The sequence below is a fragment of the Mesorhizobium sp. M7A.F.Ca.US.014.04.1.1 genome (assembly GCF_003998745.1).
In the GTDB taxonomy this organism is placed as follows: Bacteria; Pseudomonadota; Alphaproteobacteria; order Rhizobiales; family Rhizobiaceae; genus Mesorhizobium; species Mesorhizobium ciceri.
The window spans coordinates 1-17,245 of record NZ_RZRW01000057.1 but is presented as its reverse complement, the minus strand read 5'-3'; the positions used below and the strand labels follow the sequence as shown (position 1 = coordinate 17,245).

The window sequence follows — 17,245 nt, the reverse complement described above, 5'->3', positions numbered from 1 at the left end:
CCTCGTCACCTGGACGATATGGCTGGCCAAGTCGCTGGAGCTTTTCGGCGGCAAGCTGCGCATCCGTCGCGCCGTGCGGGCGATCGGCGAGGCCGCCACGCTGAAGCAGGCCGGCAGTACCCTCGACCGCAGCGGCGGCCCGGGCGCGCTGCTGGTGCGGGCGGCCGAGGAGGAGACCGCACTCTCAGCCGGCGCCCTCGATCATGTCTCAGGCGATGGCCTCAAGGAACGGGTTACGTCGCGCCTGTCGCGCATCGAGGCGGCGGCGGCGCGGCGCATGTCACGCGGCACCGGCGTGCTGGCGACGATCGGCTCGACCGCGCCCTTCGTCGGCCTGTTCGGCACGGTCTGGGGCATCATGAACGCCTTCATCGGCATCTCGCAGGCGCAGACCACCAATCTCGCCGTGGTCGCGCCGGGCATCGCCGAAGCGCTGCTGGCCACCGCGATGGGCCTGGTCGCGGCCATACCGGCCGTCGTCATCTACAACGTCTTCGCCCGCTCGATAGCCGGCTATCGGCAGATCCTCGCCGATGCCTCGGCAGGGGTCGAACGACTGGTCAGCCGCGACCTCGACTTCCGCACCGTCGCGCCGGCCGCGCCACTGGCGGCGGAGTAGCGCCATGGGAAGCAGAATCCGACAGACCATGGATGACGATCTCGAGGAAAGCCACGAGATCAACGTCACCCCGTTCATCGATGTCATCCTGGTGTTGTTGATTATCTTCATGGTCGCGGCACCGCTGGCCACGGTGGATGTCAATGTCGACCTGCCGGGTTCGACCGCAACGCCCGCGCCGAGGCCCGAGACACCGCTGTTCCTGACGCTGAAGGACGATCTGACGCTGGCGATCGGCAATGACGGCGTGCCACGCCCGGCTTTCGCCGCGACGCTGGACGCCAAGACCAAGGGCGACAAGCAGACGCGCATCTTCCTGCGCGCCGACAAGGCGGTCGCCTATGGCGACCTGATGGAGGCGATGAACCTGTTGCGCGGTGCCGGCTATCTGAAGATCGCGCTGGTCGGCCTGGAGACGGCTCCCGCGTCCAATGCCCCCGCGCCCACAGCCACCCGTGCGGCGGCGCCATGACGCAAGCGGTCGCCGTGCCCTCGGTCCAGATGTCGCGCTTCGGCTGGCGCGACCTTGGCTTGTGGGCCGGTGCTGCCGCGCTGGTCCTCGGAGCCCATGTCGCGGTCGCCTATGCAGTGCAGAATCTCACCATGGTCACCGAAGCGGACGGCGGTCCGCCACCGGCCCAGGTGATCGAGATGGCGCCGATGGTGGTGATGCCGGCCGTACAAGAACAGGTCGCCGCGCTGGACGCGGTGACGCCAGATCAGACCGAACCGACACCGACGATCGAGCCGACACCTGAAGAACCGGTCGAAAAGGCGAAGCCGGTTGTCGAGCCACCGGAAGCGGTCGCGCCCGACGAGGCCGAACCCAACCGGACCGAAACGGCTGAACAGGCCGATCAGCCGCCGCCGGATGAGGTCATCCCGGATGTTGTCGAGGCTGTCACGCCAGACGTCGTCATTCCCTTGCCGCAGCCGAAACCGGTCGAAATTGTCAAAGACAAGAAACCGGTCGAGGCCAAGGCGAAAAAACCTGTCGAGAAGCCCAAGCCGCGGCTTAAGAAGGAGAAGGCGGCTCCGCCGAAGACGGCAACCGTCGCCAGCGCCGACGCACGGCCCGCGGCCAGGACCGCCGCGCCGAAGGCAGCGGAATCGACGTCGCGCTCCGGCGACTCCAGCAAATGGGACTCCCGTCTGGGCGCCTGGATCAAGCGGCACACGCGCTATCCCAGTTCTGCCAAGGCCCGAGGCGTGGAAGGCAGGCCGTATGTCGCCTTCACGGTCGACTCGTCCGGCCGGGTCCGGTCTGCCAGGCTCTCTCGTTCCTCAGGGGATGCGGATCTGGACCGTGCGGCGCTCGCCGTGCTGCAAGGCGCCACGGTGCCGGCACCGCCGCCGGAACTCGGTTCGCGTCTGAGCCGTACAGCGCCGTTCGTGTTCAGCCTGCGCAACTAGGACCGAATTTGATCGAAGCGGCCTGTCAGTAGGCCAGCGACAGGCTCAGGGCCTCGACCTGTTCGAGATAGAAACGGCATTTCGTGCGCAACAGCCCGAGGCTCGGGTCATCGGCTCCGTTGATCTCGATGGTCTGCATCATGAAGTCGAAATGGGCGTGGAAGGCGTCCACTGTACCCCAGAGACTGTCGGCCTGGCAGCTGTCGGCAATCGCCATCGAGACGAGTTGGCGGGCCTCGATCCGCGCGGCGTCAGGCGATGGCGGTCGCCTGGCGATCAAGACGTCGAGCCGACTGAAAATGCTTTCCCTGGCATCGACGCTTCTGATGTTGGCTATCATGTTCATGTGCAGGTCCCCCTTGGCATTCCAGGCGCGCAATAGGCTCCGGTCTGGAATTGCCTGAAAGCTGGTGATCAGAGCGGTTCAGCGGCGCTGAACCACTAAGCGCGTGGCGTTTGGGCGGGCGACTTGCATCAAGCCTGAGCGACCGGATGCCGGTCCTGCGGGCAGGATGCAATCAGGGTCGGGATCGCGGTTGCATCGGAGGGGTGGCCCCTGATGATGTTGGCGACCTCGGCATCGGCCTGCTCGAACCAGTAGACCATGTCGGCGCGGTGCAGATCCGTCGCGGCTTTCTTCAGCAGCGGCAGCAGGCTTTGCAACGCGCACAGCGTCTCCCAGCGGTTTGGCCGGGAGGTCGAGCCGGCCACCGCGCATGCGGCTGACGATTGCATGTCGCTACGCTCTCCGTGGCTGGGCGGCACGATTGTCTTTTGCCTGCGCCTTGGGGTGCAGCGGGTTGCCGCTGAGCTGCGCATGCCTGGCCGGCCGTGCGCCGCGAAGAACGTCGAAGGCCTCCGCATAGGCCATGCCCAGCAGATAGGAGATCATCGGAAAACGGCTTGATTCGGCCATTTGCACGAGCTCATTGGTCATCGACGAAATATATTGAAGACTATCGATTTCCGACTGGCGTAAGGATTGATTTGGCACGTGCTGCTCCTGTCTCTGGTTATACCCTGGGGAACGCGTTACTGGCCGGACTGCACATTGTTGGTCGACTAATTGATGGATTGGCTCGCGGTGGACGGGTCTCTTTCCGGGGTCGAGAGGGTCAAGGCATAGATCGGTGCGTCGGTGAGACTGTCGAGACCAAGCAGCCGCTTGATGGCGGAATGATTGAGCGCGGCTGTCGGACATGCCGACAGGCCATGATTGGTCGCCGCCAGCATGATATTCTGGCCGATATGGCCGGCCTCGATCAGCACGACACGATAGGCGTTGGCGTCCTCATATTTCCACATCGTGCGATCGAGCCTGGCGCAAAGCAGGATCAGGCACGGCATGCTATCAGCCCACTCCTGTCCGCCGACCAGTTCGGAGATCTTCGGCAGATGGTTCGCGGAAATCCTGCCAAGGTCGTGATCGGCGGCGGAATAATGATAGACACCGGGCTCGAGGCCATCGACGCCGAGCGCGACCACATAGGCCTCATAGGGATTCCGCGCGCCGCCGGAAGGGGTCATGCCAAGCGGCAGGGTGCCAACGCAATTGGCGGTCTCGCCGATGATGCCGAGCCCTGCGAACAGGCAATCGGAAAGCTGTTTGGCTGTGATGGTGGGCTGAGCCGCCGTGCGGTTGGTGCGGCGCCGCGCCATCAAGCTAAGAAGTTCGTTGTCTTCCAGTGCATTCGGCAGCTGGATAGCGCCGGCGGAATTCTTGAGCAGGAGGTCCGGCTGCGGCGTATGGCCGGCGCGTTCTATCTGCCGCTCTTCCGCCTGCTCGATGGTCATGTATTCGCTGTCCTGGACGCAGAAATGCATCAGCGCCGTCGGAAGCCCCCAACTCCATTGTCCTGAAAATTGTTCCTCCTGCTCGGCGAGAGGCGATCCGGCGGTGACCAGGGCGGAAAAATCGAGCAACTGCGGAACGACAGCCTTCAACTCGGACTTCGACCACCCATGGGCGCGGGCAATGTCCGCCGTCGATGCCCATTTGTCCCACGATGCGAGAAGGCCGACCATCTCAGGGCTGCATTCGAAGACGCTTCTGGTCAGGAAGTTGCATGCCGTGACCTTGTTCGGTCCGGGGTAGAAAACGAGCGTTTTCGAAGAGCGCATTTTCATGAAGCTGGATGCCATCTGCGGAGCCGAGGCGCCGACAAGCGAACCGCTCGTCGGCGCAGAACGGCTTCAGCGCTTGTTGTAGTGCATACCCTGCGAAAAGAAGACGGTCTGCGTGCCGGCGGCAATCGTCAGCTTCGGAGCGTTAGTCACTTTCTTGGCCATTTTTATCCCTTTCCTGACCCCCATTTGGGATCCGTTGAAAGACCCCCAGAATGGGATCCGCGTGAAGAAAGGTAAGGTCGGAAGAGTTAATGGTTTGTTAAAATTATAGTAAAACCACGAGCCGAAGACGGACGTGTGGATTATCTTTCCTGGCATTAAAGTGTAAAATATCGATTTTATTCAGATACAGAGTAGACAATCGTTGGCATACGCTTTATCGGCGTACGCTTATTCTTATTTGGCGTAAGACACGGCGATCCGAGGGATTAGCCCAACCCGTCCCGGGTCAGGCTGACAACCAGTTGGTCGACGCCCGCATCGTCGAGGCTGATGACATGCGCCATGCTGATGGCATCCCTTGCCTGGATATTGGCAATGTCGCGCCGCATGATGACGGACACGAATGCCGGGCCGGCCTCCGTCAGAAGCATGGCCTTGCCCATCAGCACCGGTTCGGAGATGGGAGCCCATTGCACGGAGATCAGCGACGGCTCTCCGGTCTGTCGGCGATTGATGCCGCTGAAATAGATCCAGTTCAGCCGCGAGATCGCCACGCCATAGTGATTGCCGCGCGCTCGTGCCCAGGTCGATCCCTGGCGCTCCGACCATCCGGTGACCCTTCGGAAGGTGACCAGTTCGGCTTCGCGCCGCACGAAGGTCACCGAGCGCATCAGGAGGTCGAGGCGGCCCGGGATCGAGAAATAGGTGAAATAGGTGCCGCCCGCGATCGAAGGACTGGGAGGGCGGATCATCTGGTTGAACAGGCTCTCGGAAACCGGCGGCAGGCCACGCATCGCGGGCTCGGGTGCGCCGGGATCCTGGTACAGTTCGGCCTCGTCGATCCGAAAGTAATCGCATATCAGCTTGGCGGTGGCCTTGTTGGGAACGGTCTGCCCTTGCAGGTAGCGTTCGAACTGCGTGCGATTGATGTGCAGCTCACGGCATACCGCACTTACGGAGGCATGGTCCTTGCTCAGCCGTCTAAGATTTGCAGCGAGATTCTCGCGAATTGACACGTCTTTGCTTCCGCGGGCGGGTTTTTCATTTCAACTCGAAATCCATATAGCGTCTCCGGTCGCCCCCGCCGAAACGCCTTGGCCACAACGCACAGAAAAAACTGATTTGGTAACGTCAATTTAGTGGGGCGGTTTGCAAAAAAAACGGAAACAATCGACGAGCGCTTCCGCCATAAGTCCAATTGACAAAAGTCTTGCCGGAGATTGCGAAAACAGGCGGCGCGGCGCGCGGCCTTTTAGGCGCGCCGGCACGGCAAATGCCAGCCGTGGAGGCAAGCCCGGACGAGCGTCGCGGAGTGCATATGGCGCGGAGAGCGAGGAATTAATCCGCTGGTGGAGCTGAGGAGGATCGAACTCCTGACCTCGTCATTGCGAACGACGCGCTCTCCCAGCTGAGCTACAGCCCCGTCCAGCGGATGGGCGCATTTATCGGGCGCTGCGGTTTCCTGTCAAGGCGGAGGTTTGCCGAAATCCAGTGGCTGGCAGCCGTACCGGCGCACCGTGGCAGGCGGCCCTTGCCGGTTTCGCGTGCAATGGCTACATGTCGGCAACAATTGGAGACCGGCATGCTCGCCCTCATTCAGACAATCGTCATGGCGCTCGACCTCTACTGGTGGATCATCATCGCATCGGCGATCTTTTCCTGGCTTTACGCCTTCAACGTCGTCAACTCGCGCAATCAGTTCGTCGGTTCCATCGGCAACATGCTCTATCGGCTGACCGAACCGGCGTTGCGGCCGATCCGCCGTTTCATGCCGGACCTTGGCGGCATCGACATCTCGCCGATCATCCTGCTTCTGATCCTGTTCTTCCTGCGGCAGTTCATATTGACCAGTGTGGCGCCTCTGGTCCTGTGAGCCCGATGATCGTATGAGCGCGCCGTTTCGCCTGCGCGATGATGGTGTCGACGTGTTTGTCCGGCTGACGCCGAAGGCTGCGCTGGACAGGCTCGAAGGCATCGAGACCACGGCGGACGAGCGAAGCCATCTGAAAGCGCGCGTCCGCGCCGTGCCGGAAAACGGCGCCGCCAATCATGCGCTCGAAAAGCTGATTGCCAAGGCGATTGGCGTGCCGGGGTCCGCCGTCTCGGTTGTCGCCGGCGGCACGGCGCGGCTGAAGACCGTGCGCATTGAAGGCGATCCGGAGACGTTGGCGAAAAGCATCGAGGCGCTCGGCCATCAGGCCTGATGTCCTTGCCGGAGGGTCAATCCCCCAGCGGCAAACGCGGATCGTCAACTTTCAACGTGTTGACGCTCTGCTTGATGCGGCGCAGATTTTCCAGAACCCTTGGTCCGCGCGTCTCGGCGACCGAGGTGACGATCATGTCGACGATCGACAGCAGCGCATAGCGCGACGATGTCGGCTTGTAGATATTGCCGTCTTCCAGCGACTGGAAATGGATGACCGTGTCGGCGACCTTGGCGAGCGCGGAGTCCGGCGGGGTGATGGCGATCGTCGTGGCGCCATATTGCTGGGCGACCTGCACCGCATCGATGACCGATCGTGCATAGCCGGAGACGGAGAAGGCGATCAGCGTGGTGTCGGGGGTGGCGACGGCGGCGTACATGCGTTGCAACTGTCCGTCGATTTGCGCCAGCACCGACACGCCAAGCCTGAACAGCCGGTTCTGCATTTCGGTCGCCATCATCGACGAAATGCCACCGGAGCCGATGCACAGCACATTGCCGGAAACCGCGATGCGTGCGGCGACGGCGACCAGCGTCGTCATGTCGAGGTTTTCGCTGGCGCGCTGGATGGCCGATATCGCCGCTTCGGTGATGGCGGAAGCGATGCGCTGTTCGCGGGCATCGCGGCTCAACGGCTCCGGCGACAGATACTGGCCGCCGATGGCGATGGCTTGCGCCAGATAGAATTTGAAGTCGCGCAGGCCCTCGCAGCCGAGGTTGCGGCAGAACCGCGTCACCGTCGGCTCGCTGACACCGACGCGCGCGGCAATTTCCGAAATCGCCGCCTTGGAAACGAAGTCGAGGTCTGCCAGCACGAAGCCGGCCAGCTTGCGATCCGACTTCGTTCCGTCCTGCGACATCAGCTGCAGGCGCGTGATGATGTCGGCCGGCGTCTTCATGCTGATATTTTCATAGAGGCAGGCCCGTCGCCTTGTCGAACAGATGGATGTTGCCGGGATCGACCGAGACCGGCAGCAGGTCTCCCGGCCTGACCGGCACCCTGTCACGGAACACGGCGCGTACCGTATCAGCACCGATAGCGCCATAGACATGTGTTTCGGAGCCGGTGGGCTCAACGACATCCACCCTGATCGCCATCGCGTCGACAGCCTCGCCGATGACAAAATGCTCGGGCCGGATGCCGGCCTCCACCGCGCTGTCCGCCGGCACCTGTTTGCCGGCAAGCGCCAGCCGCCCGCCACCGGCCGATTCGAACCAGGTTTTCTCAAGCGTCGTCTTGAGCGAACCCGAGACGAAACTCATCGACGGCGAGCCGAGGAAGGAGGCGACGAACTTGTTGGCCGGCCTGTCATAAAGCTCCAGCGGCGCCCCGACCTGCTGGATCCTGCCGCGATCCATCACGACGATGCGGTCGGCCATGGTCATAGCCTCGATCTGGTCGTGGGTGACGTAGACGATCGTCGATTTCAGCCGCTGGTGCAGAGCCTTGATCTCGACGCGCATCTGCACGCGCAATTGTGCGTCGAGATTGGACAGGGGTTCGTCAAACAGGAACACAGACGGTTCGCGCACGATGGCGCGGCCCATGGCGACGCGCTGGCGCTGGCCGCCCGACAGCTGGCGGGGATAGCGGTCGAGATAGGAGAAGAGATTGAGGACCCCGGACGCCTTCTTGACCTTCTCATCGATTACCGTGCGCGTCTCGCCGCGTATCTTCGGGCCGAAACCGATATTGTCCGATGCCTTCAGATGCGGAAACAGCGCATAGGACTGGAACACCATGGCGATGTTGCGCTGCTGCGGCGGCAGCGCGTTGGCGCGCACGCCGCCGATCAACAGATCGCCGGAAGTGATCGTCTCCAGGCCGGCGAGCATGCGCAGCAAGGTCGACTTGCCGCAGCCGGACGGGCCGACCAGGACGACGAACTCGCCGCTCTTGATATCGAGGCTGATGTTCTCGAGGATCTTGTGCTGCCCGAAGGATTTCGACAGGTCGCGGAACTCGACGTCGGTCATGCTCACGCTCCCAATATGTCGTCGATGAAGGGCAGGCAACCGGCGGTCAGTCCCGCGTCCACGGGCATCACCACGCCTGTTACTCCCGATGCGCGATCGGACGCAAGGAAAGCGACGGCTTCCGCCACTTCCGCAGCGTTGACGATGCGACCGAGCGGATAGAGCCGCTGCAATTTGCCGAGGATTTCGGGATCCTTGGCAAGGCGGTGGTCCCAGGCGGCGGTGCGGATCGATCCGGGGCAGACGACATTGGCGCGCAGGCCGCTGCGGCCGAGCTCGACGGCGATCGCCTTGGCATAGGCGTTGATGCCGGCCTTGGCCGCGGCATAGGCGGGATTGCCGAAATGCGCGATGGCGTTGACCGAGGAGATGAAGACGACGCTGCCGGAGCCACGGCTGGCCATCGCCTTGACCAGCGGATCGGCGAAATTCATCACGCCGGTCAGGTTGAGGTCGAGTTCCTGCTCAATCCTGTCGGGGTTGAGCGCGGGGAGCGTCTCGGCGCGCGTCCAGCCGGCATTGTTGATGAGAATGTCGGGCACACCGTCCCGGTCGAGGATGGCGGCGATCGCTGTGGCTATCGACGCCTTGTCGAGAAGATCGAAGACGTGGCGGGCGGCAAAAAACGGGCTCTTCAACGCCTCGCTCGACTGGGCGCAGCCTACGACCCTGGCGCCCCTTTGCGCCATCAGCGCCACGATGGCCGTGCCGAGGCCGCCGCCCGCACCCGTCACAACGACAGTCTTGCCCTCGAATTCGGCCCTGCCTTCGAGTTCCGTTTGCGAAACCACCGTGCGTCATCCTCCGGGATCTTCGACAGGTCGGATCAGGCCTAGTCCACAAAATGTAATTAAGCAACAGAATAATCTGCTTGCAAGCCTTCAAATCCACGATAATGTAGGAAAGTAACATAAATCTTCTGCTTGGGTAACGAAGAGGCGCGCAGGCGCAAAAATCAAAATGGGAGAGTTCAAATGAGTCTTGCAAAATGGACTGTCGGCCTGATGGCCGGAATGAGCATGCTGGCAATTGCGGCGCAGGCGGATGCGGGCGAGGTGCGGGTCACCGTGGCCGAGTACAGCGCCAAGACTGGCCCATATTTCGACAGCGTCAAGAAGGAATTCGAGGCGGCGAACCCCGGCATCACGGTCAAGTTCGAAGTGGTGCCGTGGGATGTGCTGCTGCAGAAGCTGACCACCGACATCACCGCCGGCACCAATGCCGATCTGTCGATCATCGGCACGCGCTGGCTGATCGACTTCGTCCAGCAGGATGTCGCCGAGCCGCTCGACGGCTACATCAAGCCCGACTTCAAGGACCGCTTCATCGACACCTTCCTGTCGCCCTCGATCATGGATGGCAAGACCTACGGCCTGCCGATCGCTGCCTCGGCGCGCGCCATGTACTACAACAAGGAGCTGTTCGAGAAGGCCGGCATCGCCAAGCCACCGGCAAACTGGACCGAGCTGCAGGAAGATGCGCGCAAGATCAAGGCTCTGGGGTCCGGCACGTTCGGCTTCGGCCTGCAGGGCAAGGAGATCGAGACCGACGTCTATTACTACTATGCGATGTGGTCCTACGGCACGGAAATCCTCAACAAGGACGGCACTTCGGGCCTGAGCACGCCCGGCGCGCTTGAAGCCGCCAAGCTTTACAAGTCGATGATCGACGAAGGCCTGACCGAACCCGGCGTCACCTCCAACAACCGCGAGGACGTGCAGAACCTGTTCAAGCAGGGCAAGGTCGGCATGATGATCACCGCACCCTTCCTGTCCAACCAGATCAAGGACGAGGCGCCGAACCTGAAATACGGCGTTGCGGCCATTCCCGCCGGACCGACCGGCGCGCGCGGCACCTATGGCGTCACCGATTCCATCATCATGTTCAAGAACTCCAAGAACAAGGACGAGGCCTGGAAGCTGCTCGATTTCCTGTTCACCACGGAGCAGCGTGCCAAGTTCACACAGGGCGAAGGCTTCCTGCCGGTGAACAAGGAAGAGGCCAAGATGGACTACTACGTCAACAATGCCGATCTGGCCGCGTTCACCGCTCTGCTGCCCGACGCCCGCTTCGCGCCGGTCATCCCGGGCTGGGAAGAGGTCGCCCAGATCACGTCGGACGCCATGCAGAAGATCTATCTCGGCGGCGACCCCGAGGCAGGCCTGAAGGACGCGGCGGCCAAGGCCAATGCGGTGCTGAAGAAGTAGGGGGGCAGTGCTGAAGGAATAGGGCGTATCTCCCTGCGCCCGTGGCGCGCCCCAGATTCAGGCGGGGCGCGCCACATCTTGCAGCCTCGAGCAGAAAGATAGTTCGTCGATGTCAACGCCGCCCAGCCAGGCTCCTTTCCTCTCCCACCGGAGGGGGGAGAGGTGGCTCGGCGAAGCCGAGACGGAGTGGGGGAACCACCTGGCAGCCACCGCGAACGGATATAGGAAGAGCACCAGGCGCAAGTCTCGCCTTGCGCCCAAGGGGTCGACCCCCACTCCGTCGAGCTTCGCTCGACACCTCTCCCCCGATCGACGGGGGAGAGGAAAGGGGCCCTTCCGCAACTGCTGCGGAGAACGGACGAGCAGGTGAGGGCAGCGCCGACGGTTGCAAGGAATCCTGAAGCGGTGCCCTGAGAAGAACGAGGCCGGACCAAGTCAATCTGTCAAGCCAGCGAAATCCAATCTCCCCGCAACGCGGTACAAAGCCAGCCGATGCAAAATCGTTTCTTGCCCTATCTCCTGACCTTGCCCAGCCTGTTTCTGGCGGCGGTGGTCATCTTCTGGCCGGTCTGGGACCTGATCCAGATCTCGACGCATGACGTCAGCCGCTTCGGCCAGCTTCGTGACTTCAACGACTTCGCCAATTTCGCGGCACTCGCTGCCGATCCCGATTTCACGGCCGCGCTTTGGCGCACCGGCCAATGGACGGTGATGGTGGTCGGCGGCGCGCTTCTCTTGTCGATCCCGGTGGCGATGATCCTCAACACCGATTTCTATGGCCGCGGCATTGCCCGCGTCATCATCATGCTGCCCTGGGCGGTGTCGCTGACCATGACCGCGGTGGTCTGGCGCTGGGCGCTGAGCGGCGAAAGCGGCATGCTCAATTCGGCGCTGATCGGCCTCGGCCTCATCGATCACAACATCCAGTGGCTGGCGAGTGCCGAAACCGCCTTTCCGATGCAAGTGCTGATCGGCATCCTGGTGACGGTGCCGTTCACGACGACGATCTTCCTCGGCGGGCTGTCGTCGATCCCGGACGATCTCTACGAGGCGGCGGCGCTTGAAGGGGCGACGCCGCTGCAGCAGTTCCGCGAAATCACCTTTCCGCTCCTGAAACCGTTCATCAACATCGCCATCGTGCTCAACACCATCTACGTCTTCAATTCCTTCCCGATCATCTGGGTGATGACGCAGGGCGGTCCGGCCAACTCGACCGATATCCTGGTCACCCATCTCTACAAGCTGGCCTTCCGCATCGGCAAGCTGGGCGAAGCATCGGCGGTGTCGCTGGTGATGTTCGCCATCTTGCTGGTCTTCACCATGATCTATGTGCGGCTGGCGATGCGGGAGCAACGCGCATGACGAGCAAGCTCAAGCGTTCGATCATCGCCTGGCTGCTGCTGGCGCCGCTGATCGTGGTGACGCTCTTTCCCTTCGCGGTGATGTTCCTGACCGCAGTCAAGCCGAGACAGGAAGTGCTGTCGCCGACCTGGTGGCCGAGCGAATTCCGCTGGTCGAATTTTTCCGACATGTGGGTGGCGACCGGCTTCGGCCAGGCGTTGCTCAATTCGCTCTACGTGTCTGTGATCGCCACCGTCGGCGCCATCCTGATCTCGGTTCCGGCGGCCTATGCGATGTCGCGCTTCCGCTTTGCCGGCTACGGCGCCTTGCGCCAGTTCCTGCTGATTTCGCAGATGATCTCGCCGATCGTGCTGGTGCTCGGCCTGTTCCGGCTGATGGCGGCCTGGGGCCTGGTCGAGAGCACGACGGCGCTCGGCTTCATCTACATGGCCTTCAACGTCGCCTTCACGGTGTGGATGCTGCAGAGCTATTTCGACACCATCCCGCGCGATCTCGAGGAAGCCGCCTGGATGGAGGGCGCCGGCCGCTGGCTGACCTTGCGCAAGGTGTTCCTGCCGCTCTGCCTGCCGGCGATCGCGGTGACGGCGATCTTCACCTTCATCAACGCCTGGAACGAGTTCGTCGTGGCGCTCACCATGCTGCGCAGCCAGGAAAGCTACACGCTGCCGATCCAGGTGTTTTCGCTGGTCGCCGGCCGCTACACCATCGAATGGCATCACGTCATGGCCGCGACGCTGCTGGCGACCTTGCCGGTGGCCATCCTGTTCATCTGGCTGCAGCGCTACCTCGTCAGGGGCCTGGCGCTCGGGGCGGTCAAATAGCGCCTATTCACGGACGGAGCTTTCATGCGCATTTTCACCGCCTCGCTGGCGACGGAAACCAACACCTTCTCGCCGGTGCCGACCGATAGGGCTTCGTTCGAGATGGCCTTCTATGCCGGGCCAGGCAAGCATCCGGAAACGCCGACGCTGTGCTCCTCGCCGATGGTGGCGCTACGCCGGCGTGCGGTGGCCGAAGGCCTCGACGTCATCGAAGGCACCGCCACCTGGGCGGAGCCGGGCGGCCTGGTGCAGCGGCAGACCTATGAGGCTCTGCGCGACGAGATTCTGGGCCAGCTCAAGGCGGCGCTGCCGGTCGATGCTGTCATCCTCGGCCTGCATGGCGCCATGGTGGCGCAAGGCTATGACGATTGCGAAGGCGATCTGCTCGAACGGGTTCGCGCAATGGTCGGGCCGGAGGTGGTGATCGCCGTGGAACTCGATCCGCACAGCCATCTGACACCGAAGCGCGTCGCGGCCTCCGACATTCTCGCCTATTTCCTCGAATTTCCGCACACCGATTTCTACGAGCGCGGCGAACATGTCGTCGAGCTTGGCCTGGCAGCAGTGCGCGGTGAGATCAACCCTGTGATTTCGACCTTCGACTGCCGCATGATCCAGGTGCTGCCGACCAGCCGCGAGCCGATGCGGTCCTTCGTCGATCGCATCAAGGCGCTGCACGGCAAGGACGGCGTGCTGTCGGTCTCCGTCATCCACGGCTTCATGGCGGCCGATGTGCCCGAGATGGGCACGCGCATCCTGGTCGTCACCGACAATGACAAGGCCAAGGGCGACGCGCTGGCGGAACGGCTCGGGCGGGAACTCTACGCGCTGCGCGAAAAGACGGCGATGACGATGCTGAGTGCTGCCGACGGCATCGATCGGGCGCTGGCCGTGCGCACAGAAAATCCGGGCAAGCCGGTGGTCATCGCCGATATCTGGGACAATCCCGGCGGCGGTGTGCCCGGCGACGGCACCTTCGTGCTGCGCCAGATGCTGGCGCGTGGCCTGGACAGGTTCGCCGTCGCGACCATCTGGGATCCGATTGCGGTCACCTTCTGCCTGGCGGCAGGCGAGGGCGCAGTCATCGACCTGCGCTTCGGCGGCAAGGCCGGGCCGCAAGCCGGCGAGCCGATCGATGCGCGCGTGCGCGTGCTGAAGGCGGTTGCGGAGGGCTGGCAGAGTTTCGGGCCAAGCCGGGTGACGCTTGGGCCGACGGCGCTGGTCCGCCTCGAAGGCACCGAGGTCGACATCATCCTCAACACCAACCGCACGCAGACTTTCGAGCCGGATATCTTTTCCAACATCGGCGTCGATCCGCTAGCCAAGGACATGCTGCTGATCAAGTCGACCAATCATTTCTACGCCGGCTTCGAGCCGATCGCCGCCGAGATCATCTATGTCTCGGCGCCGAGTTCGTATCCCAGCAATCCGGCGGTGACCGATTACAAGAAGCTGACAAGGCCGGTGTGGCCGAGGGTGACGGATCCTTGGAAGCTGCCAATCTCCCCCACGAGGGGGGAGATTGGCTAATCACACCAACCCGCGCTTGGCCATCATCGCTTCCGGCGACGGCATCTTGCCGCGGAAGGCGGTGTAGAGTTCTTCCGGATCCTTCGACCCGCCGGCCGCGTAGATGTTCTTGCGCAGCCGCTCGGCGAGTGCCGGGTTGAAGGGGTCGCCGGTTTCCTCGAAGGCGGCAAAAGCATCGGCATCGAGCACTTCCGACCACATGTAGGAATAGTAGCCGGCCGAATAGCCTTCGCCGGAAAAGACATGGCCGAAATGCGGGGTGCGGTGACGCATGGCTATGGTGTCCGGCATATGCAGTTCTGCAAGCGTTTCGGCTTCGAAACGAAGCGGCGCTTCAGGCGCCTCCGCCCGCGCGTGATAGGCCATGTCCATCAAGGCGGAGGCGGTGAATTCGACCGTGGCGAAGCCGGCGCCGAAGGTGCGCGCGGCCAGCATCTTGTCGAGCAGCGCCTTGGGCATCGGCTTGCCGGTCTTGACGTGCAGCGCGTGCTTTTCCAGCACTGCCGGCACGGTCAGCCAGTGCTCGTAGAGCTGCGAAGGCAGTTCGACGAAATCGCGGCTGACCGAAGTGCCCGAAACCGAGGGCCAGGTGACGTCGGTCAGCATGCCGTGCAAAGCATGGCCGAACTCGTGGAACAGCGTTTTGGCCTCGTCGACCGACAGCAGAGCCGGCTCGCCCACCGGCGGCTTGGCGAAGTTCATGATGTTGTAGATGACCGGGCTCGCACCGTGGCCGAGCCTGTAGCCGGATTGCAACGCGCTCATCCAGGCGCCGGATCGCTTTGACGGCCGGGCGAAATAGTCGGCCAGGAAAAGGCCGCGCTCGCTGCCGTCGGCATTCTTCACCACGAAGACGCGGGCGTCCGGATGCCAGGCCGCGATGTCCTTTTTCTCTTCGAAGGTGATGCCGAACAGCCGTGTCGCCACGTCGAAGCAAGCGTCGATGATCCGGTCGAGCTGCAGATAAGGTTTCAGTTCCGCCTCGTCGAAGGCGAATTTCTCCGCGCGCAGCTTCTCCTGGTAGAAGCGCCAGTCCCAGGCAGCGAATTTTTCGTTGCTGCCGGCTGCGGTGGCCAGGCGCTGCAATTCGATCTGGTCGCTTGCTGCCTTCTCAAGCGCCTTCTCCCACACCGGATCGAGCAGCGCGTGCACGGCCTTCGGCGTCTTGGCCATGGTGTCGTCGAGCTTCAGCGCGGCGAAAGAGGCGTAGCCGAGCAGCTTTGCCTTTTCGGCCCGCAGGCGCAGCATGTCGCGCACCACATTCGTGTTGTCGGTGGCGCCGCCATTCTGCCCGCGCATGGTGAAGGCGCGGAAGGCGATCTCGCGCAGATCGCGGCGTTCGGAGAAGGTCGAGAACGGCTCATAGATCGAGCGCGACAGAGTGACGGCATAGCGGCCCTTCTGGCCGCGTATCTCGGCCGCTTCGGCCATGGAACTTTTCACGAAGTCCGGCAGGCCGGCAAGGTCGGCTTCATCGAGGAACAGCGCCCAGTCGCGCTCGTCGGCCAGAACATTCTGGCCGAAAGCCGTGCCGAGCGAGGACAATTCCTCGCTGATGCTTGCCAGCCGCTTCTTGCCGTCGGCGTCGAGCTTGGCGCCGGAACGGACGAAGCCCTTCCAGGTCTTTTCCAGTACCCGCAGGGTCTCGGCGTCGAGCTTCAGGCTCTCGCGGCGCTGGTAGAGATCGTCGATGCGGGCAAACAGCCGCTCATTCATTGAAATCGCCGAGAAATGCCTGGACATTTTCGGCGAGATGTCGCGCTCCAGCGCCTGGATCGTCTCGTTGGTGTAGGCGCCGGCGCGGCACCAGAAGATCGACGAGACACGATCGAGCGCTTCGCCGCCGAGTTCCAGCGCGGCAAGCGTGTTCTCGACGGTCGGCGCATCCTTGTTGCCGGCGATCGCCTCGATCTCGGCCTCGTGCGCCTTCAGCGCCGCGTCGAAGACCGGGGAGAAGTCGCCGTCGCCAATGCGCGTGAAATCGGGCAGGCCGAGCGGCCCCTGCCACGCGGTCAGCGGATGGGCGGCGAGGTCGACGGCTTTCGTGGAAGGCATGGACAGTCTTTCGTTGGTGAAGCAGGCAGGTGGGTCGTACCCGATGTAGGGCGCGGCCGGCGGACCCGCAATATGCGGATTTGGCCGATATCGCCCTCAAAAGCCGTCGCAGTTTTCGGCGATCGCCGCTTGTGAACTGGCGGTGATGCGGTTGTCGGTGACCGCGAAAGTTTCCTGCATCAGCATGTCGTTGTTGGGGAAATCGTAGCAGGCGACCACCGTGGTGACGCCGCCTTCGCTTTTCTCGATCCGGTGCCGGATCGCAGCACCGGCAACGGCACCTTTCCATTCGTCGATCGAAGCGATGAATTCCTGCTTGCTCTGCACGATGCCGAGGTCGTCCAGCTTGATGCGGACATCGTCGGCGAGCAGGTCGGACAGTTCCGTGCGGTCGGCGACCAGCAGCGCCGAATACCAGCGGCTGATGAGGGCACGATCATCGGCGCGGGCGGCAATAATCGCCAGCAGCAGTGCGGCCGCCGCAAAAGCGACCGACCTGATGTTCACCAGCTTGCGCGCCGCCGCGTTCATCCCAGTTCCGGCCGTTCGAAATCGCCAGTCTCCTTGTTCATCGTCCAGAGTTCGCCGGTCGAGATATCGAACCAGGCCCCATGCAGCGACAGCCGTCCCTTGCCTTCGAGAATCGAGACGCAGGGAAAGGTTCTGAGGTTGGCGATGGAATAGCGGATCGAGATGCGCTCCAGCGCGGTCTGGCGCTCCGAGGCGGTCATGAAGGTGCTGGAGGAGACGGTTTCGGCCGCCGGCGCGA

The 17,245-nt window shown here is 62.9% G+C and carries 20 protein-coding genes and 1 tRNA gene; 9 read left to right on the top strand and 12 right to left on the bottom strand.

Going from position 1 to position 17,245, the window contains the following annotated elements; genetic code table 11:
• From exbB to EOA22_RS06270, 3 genes are all read left to right on the top strand, one after another.
• A partial coding sequence (exbB, locus tag EOA22_RS06280) for a tonB-system energizer ExbB (RefSeq protein ID WP_127389882.1) occupies positions 1-619 on the top strand: 619 nt, incomplete at its 5' end.
• Between the two features lie 4 nt (positions 620-623).
• Complete coding sequence (gene exbD, locus EOA22_RS06275; RefSeq protein WP_063169482.1) at positions 624-1,091, top strand: TonB system transport protein ExbD; 468 nt, start codon at positions 624-626, stop codon at positions 1,089-1,091.
• Positions 1,088-2,032 carry an energy transducer TonB gene (locus tag EOA22_RS06270; protein ID WP_063169481.1) on the top strand — a complete coding sequence of 315 codons (945 nt, stop codon included), beginning with the start codon at positions 1,088-1,090 and terminating at the stop codon, positions 2,030-2,032. The genes exbD and EOA22_RS06270 overlap by 4 nt, the downstream gene beginning before the upstream one ends.
• A 25-nt stretch (positions 2,033-2,057) precedes the next feature.
• Here EOA22_RS06270 and EOA22_RS06265 read toward each other — a convergent pair whose 3' ends face one another.
• The 6 genes from EOA22_RS06265 to EOA22_RS06235 form a co-directional block, all read right to left on the bottom strand.
• Positions 2,058-2,378, bottom strand: a complete 321-nt coding sequence (locus EOA22_RS06265; protein WP_063170396.1) for a hypothetical protein — start codon at positions 2,376-2,378, stop codon at positions 2,058-2,060.
• Positions 2,379-2,506: 128 nt separating this feature from the next.
• Positions 2,507-2,767, bottom strand: coding sequence for a hypothetical protein (locus EOA22_RS06260; RefSeq protein WP_024504722.1), 261 nt, complete (start codon positions 2,765-2,767; stop codon positions 2,507-2,509).
• A 4-nt stretch (positions 2,768-2,771) separates the two neighbouring features.
• On the bottom strand, positions 2,772-3,026 hold the full coding sequence (locus EOA22_RS06255) for a hypothetical protein (protein ID WP_024504721.1): 255 nt from the start codon (positions 3,024-3,026) through the stop codon (positions 2,772-2,774).
• A gap of 68 nt (positions 3,027-3,094) precedes the next feature.
• Positions 3,095-4,153 carry a SagB/ThcOx family dehydrogenase gene (locus tag EOA22_RS06250; protein ID WP_245478600.1) on the bottom strand — a complete coding sequence of 353 codons (1,059 nt, stop codon included), beginning with the start codon at positions 4,151-4,153 and terminating at the stop codon, positions 3,095-3,097.
• A 434-nt stretch (positions 4,154-4,587) separates the two neighbouring features.
• Positions 4,588-5,337, bottom strand: coding sequence for a helix-turn-helix transcriptional regulator (locus tag EOA22_RS06240; protein ID WP_024504719.1), 750 nt, complete (start codon positions 5,335-5,337; stop codon positions 4,588-4,590).
• A 331-nt stretch (positions 5,338-5,668) separates the two neighbouring features.
• Positions 5,669-5,744: transfer RNA gene (locus tag EOA22_RS06235), tRNA-Ala, on the bottom strand.
• Positions 5,745-5,903: 159 nt separating this feature from the next.
• Between EOA22_RS06235 and EOA22_RS06230 the strand changes: the two genes are divergently transcribed.
• Both EOA22_RS06230 and EOA22_RS06225 read left to right on the top strand, forming a co-directional pair.
• Complete coding sequence (locus tag EOA22_RS06230; protein ID WP_013528977.1) at positions 5,904-6,194, top strand: YggT family protein; 291 nt, start codon at positions 5,904-5,906, stop codon at positions 6,192-6,194.
• 13 nt (positions 6,195-6,207) lie between these two features.
• A complete protein-coding gene (locus EOA22_RS06225; protein ID WP_063169480.1) occupies positions 6,208-6,525 on the top strand; it encodes a DUF167 domain-containing protein in 318 nt (105 codons plus the stop codon).
• A 16-nt stretch (positions 6,526-6,541) separates the two neighbouring features.
• Here the strand turns inward: EOA22_RS06225 and EOA22_RS06220 are convergent, their stop codons facing one another.
• From EOA22_RS06220 to EOA22_RS06210, 3 genes are read right to left on the bottom strand one after another with little or no spacing between them, the layout of a single operon-like run.
• Entirely contained in the window at positions 6,542-7,423 is an 882-nt protein-coding gene (locus EOA22_RS06220) for a MurR/RpiR family transcriptional regulator (protein WP_013528979.1), read from the bottom strand.
• A gap of 10 nt (positions 7,424-7,433) precedes the next feature.
• The gene (ugpC, locus tag EOA22_RS06215; RefSeq protein ID WP_013528980.1) at positions 7,434-8,501 is read right to left on the bottom strand and encodes a sn-glycerol-3-phosphate ABC transporter ATP-binding protein UgpC; all 1,068 of its coding nucleotides are present in this window, start codon (positions 8,499-8,501) and stop codon (positions 7,434-7,436) included.
• A 2-nt stretch (positions 8,502-8,503) separates the two neighbouring features.
• Positions 8,504-9,292, bottom strand: coding sequence for an SDR family oxidoreductase (locus EOA22_RS06210; protein WP_127389881.1), 789 nt, complete (start codon positions 9,290-9,292; stop codon positions 8,504-8,506).
• Positions 9,293-9,475: 183 nt separating this feature from the next.
• Between EOA22_RS06210 and EOA22_RS06205 the strand changes: the two genes are divergently transcribed.
• The 4 genes from EOA22_RS06205 (at position 9,476) to EOA22_RS06190 (ending at position 14,421) form a co-directional block, all read left to right on the top strand.
• Positions 9,476-10,708 (top strand): sugar ABC transporter substrate-binding protein, encoded by a 1,233-nt coding sequence (locus EOA22_RS06205; protein ID WP_013528982.1) that lies wholly within the window; start codon positions 9,476-9,478, stop codon positions 10,706-10,708.
• 492 nt (positions 10,709-11,200) lie between these two features.
• Positions 11,201-12,070, top strand: coding sequence for a sugar ABC transporter permease (locus tag EOA22_RS06200; RefSeq protein ID WP_024504714.1), 870 nt, complete (start codon positions 11,201-11,203; stop codon positions 12,068-12,070).
• Entirely contained in the window at positions 12,067-12,891 is an 825-nt protein-coding gene (locus EOA22_RS06195; protein WP_013528984.1) for a carbohydrate ABC transporter permease, read from the top strand. The genes EOA22_RS06200 and EOA22_RS06195 overlap by 4 nt, the downstream gene beginning before the upstream one ends.
• A 24-nt stretch (positions 12,892-12,915) precedes the next feature.
• Positions 12,916-14,421 carry a M81 family metallopeptidase gene (locus EOA22_RS06190; RefSeq protein ID WP_063169477.1) on the top strand — a complete coding sequence of 502 codons (1,506 nt, stop codon included), beginning with the start codon at positions 12,916-12,918 and terminating at the stop codon, positions 14,419-14,421.
• Here the strand turns inward: EOA22_RS06190 and EOA22_RS06185 are convergent, their stop codons facing one another.
• The 3 genes from EOA22_RS06185 to EOA22_RS06175 form a co-directional block, all read right to left on the bottom strand.
• Positions 14,422-16,476, bottom strand: a complete 2,055-nt coding sequence (locus EOA22_RS06185; protein ID WP_013528986.1) for a M3 family metallopeptidase — start codon at positions 16,474-16,476, stop codon at positions 14,422-14,424.
• 96 nt (positions 16,477-16,572) lie between these two features.
• On the bottom strand, positions 16,573-17,007 hold the full coding sequence (locus EOA22_RS06180; protein ID WP_024504711.1) for a hypothetical protein: 435 nt from the start codon (positions 17,005-17,007) through the stop codon (positions 16,573-16,575).
• Positions 17,004-17,245: carbonic anhydrase (locus tag EOA22_RS06175; RefSeq protein WP_281040755.1), on the bottom strand; the 242-nt coding region annotated here is incomplete at its 5' end. The genes EOA22_RS06175 and EOA22_RS06180, both read right to left, overlap by 4 nt.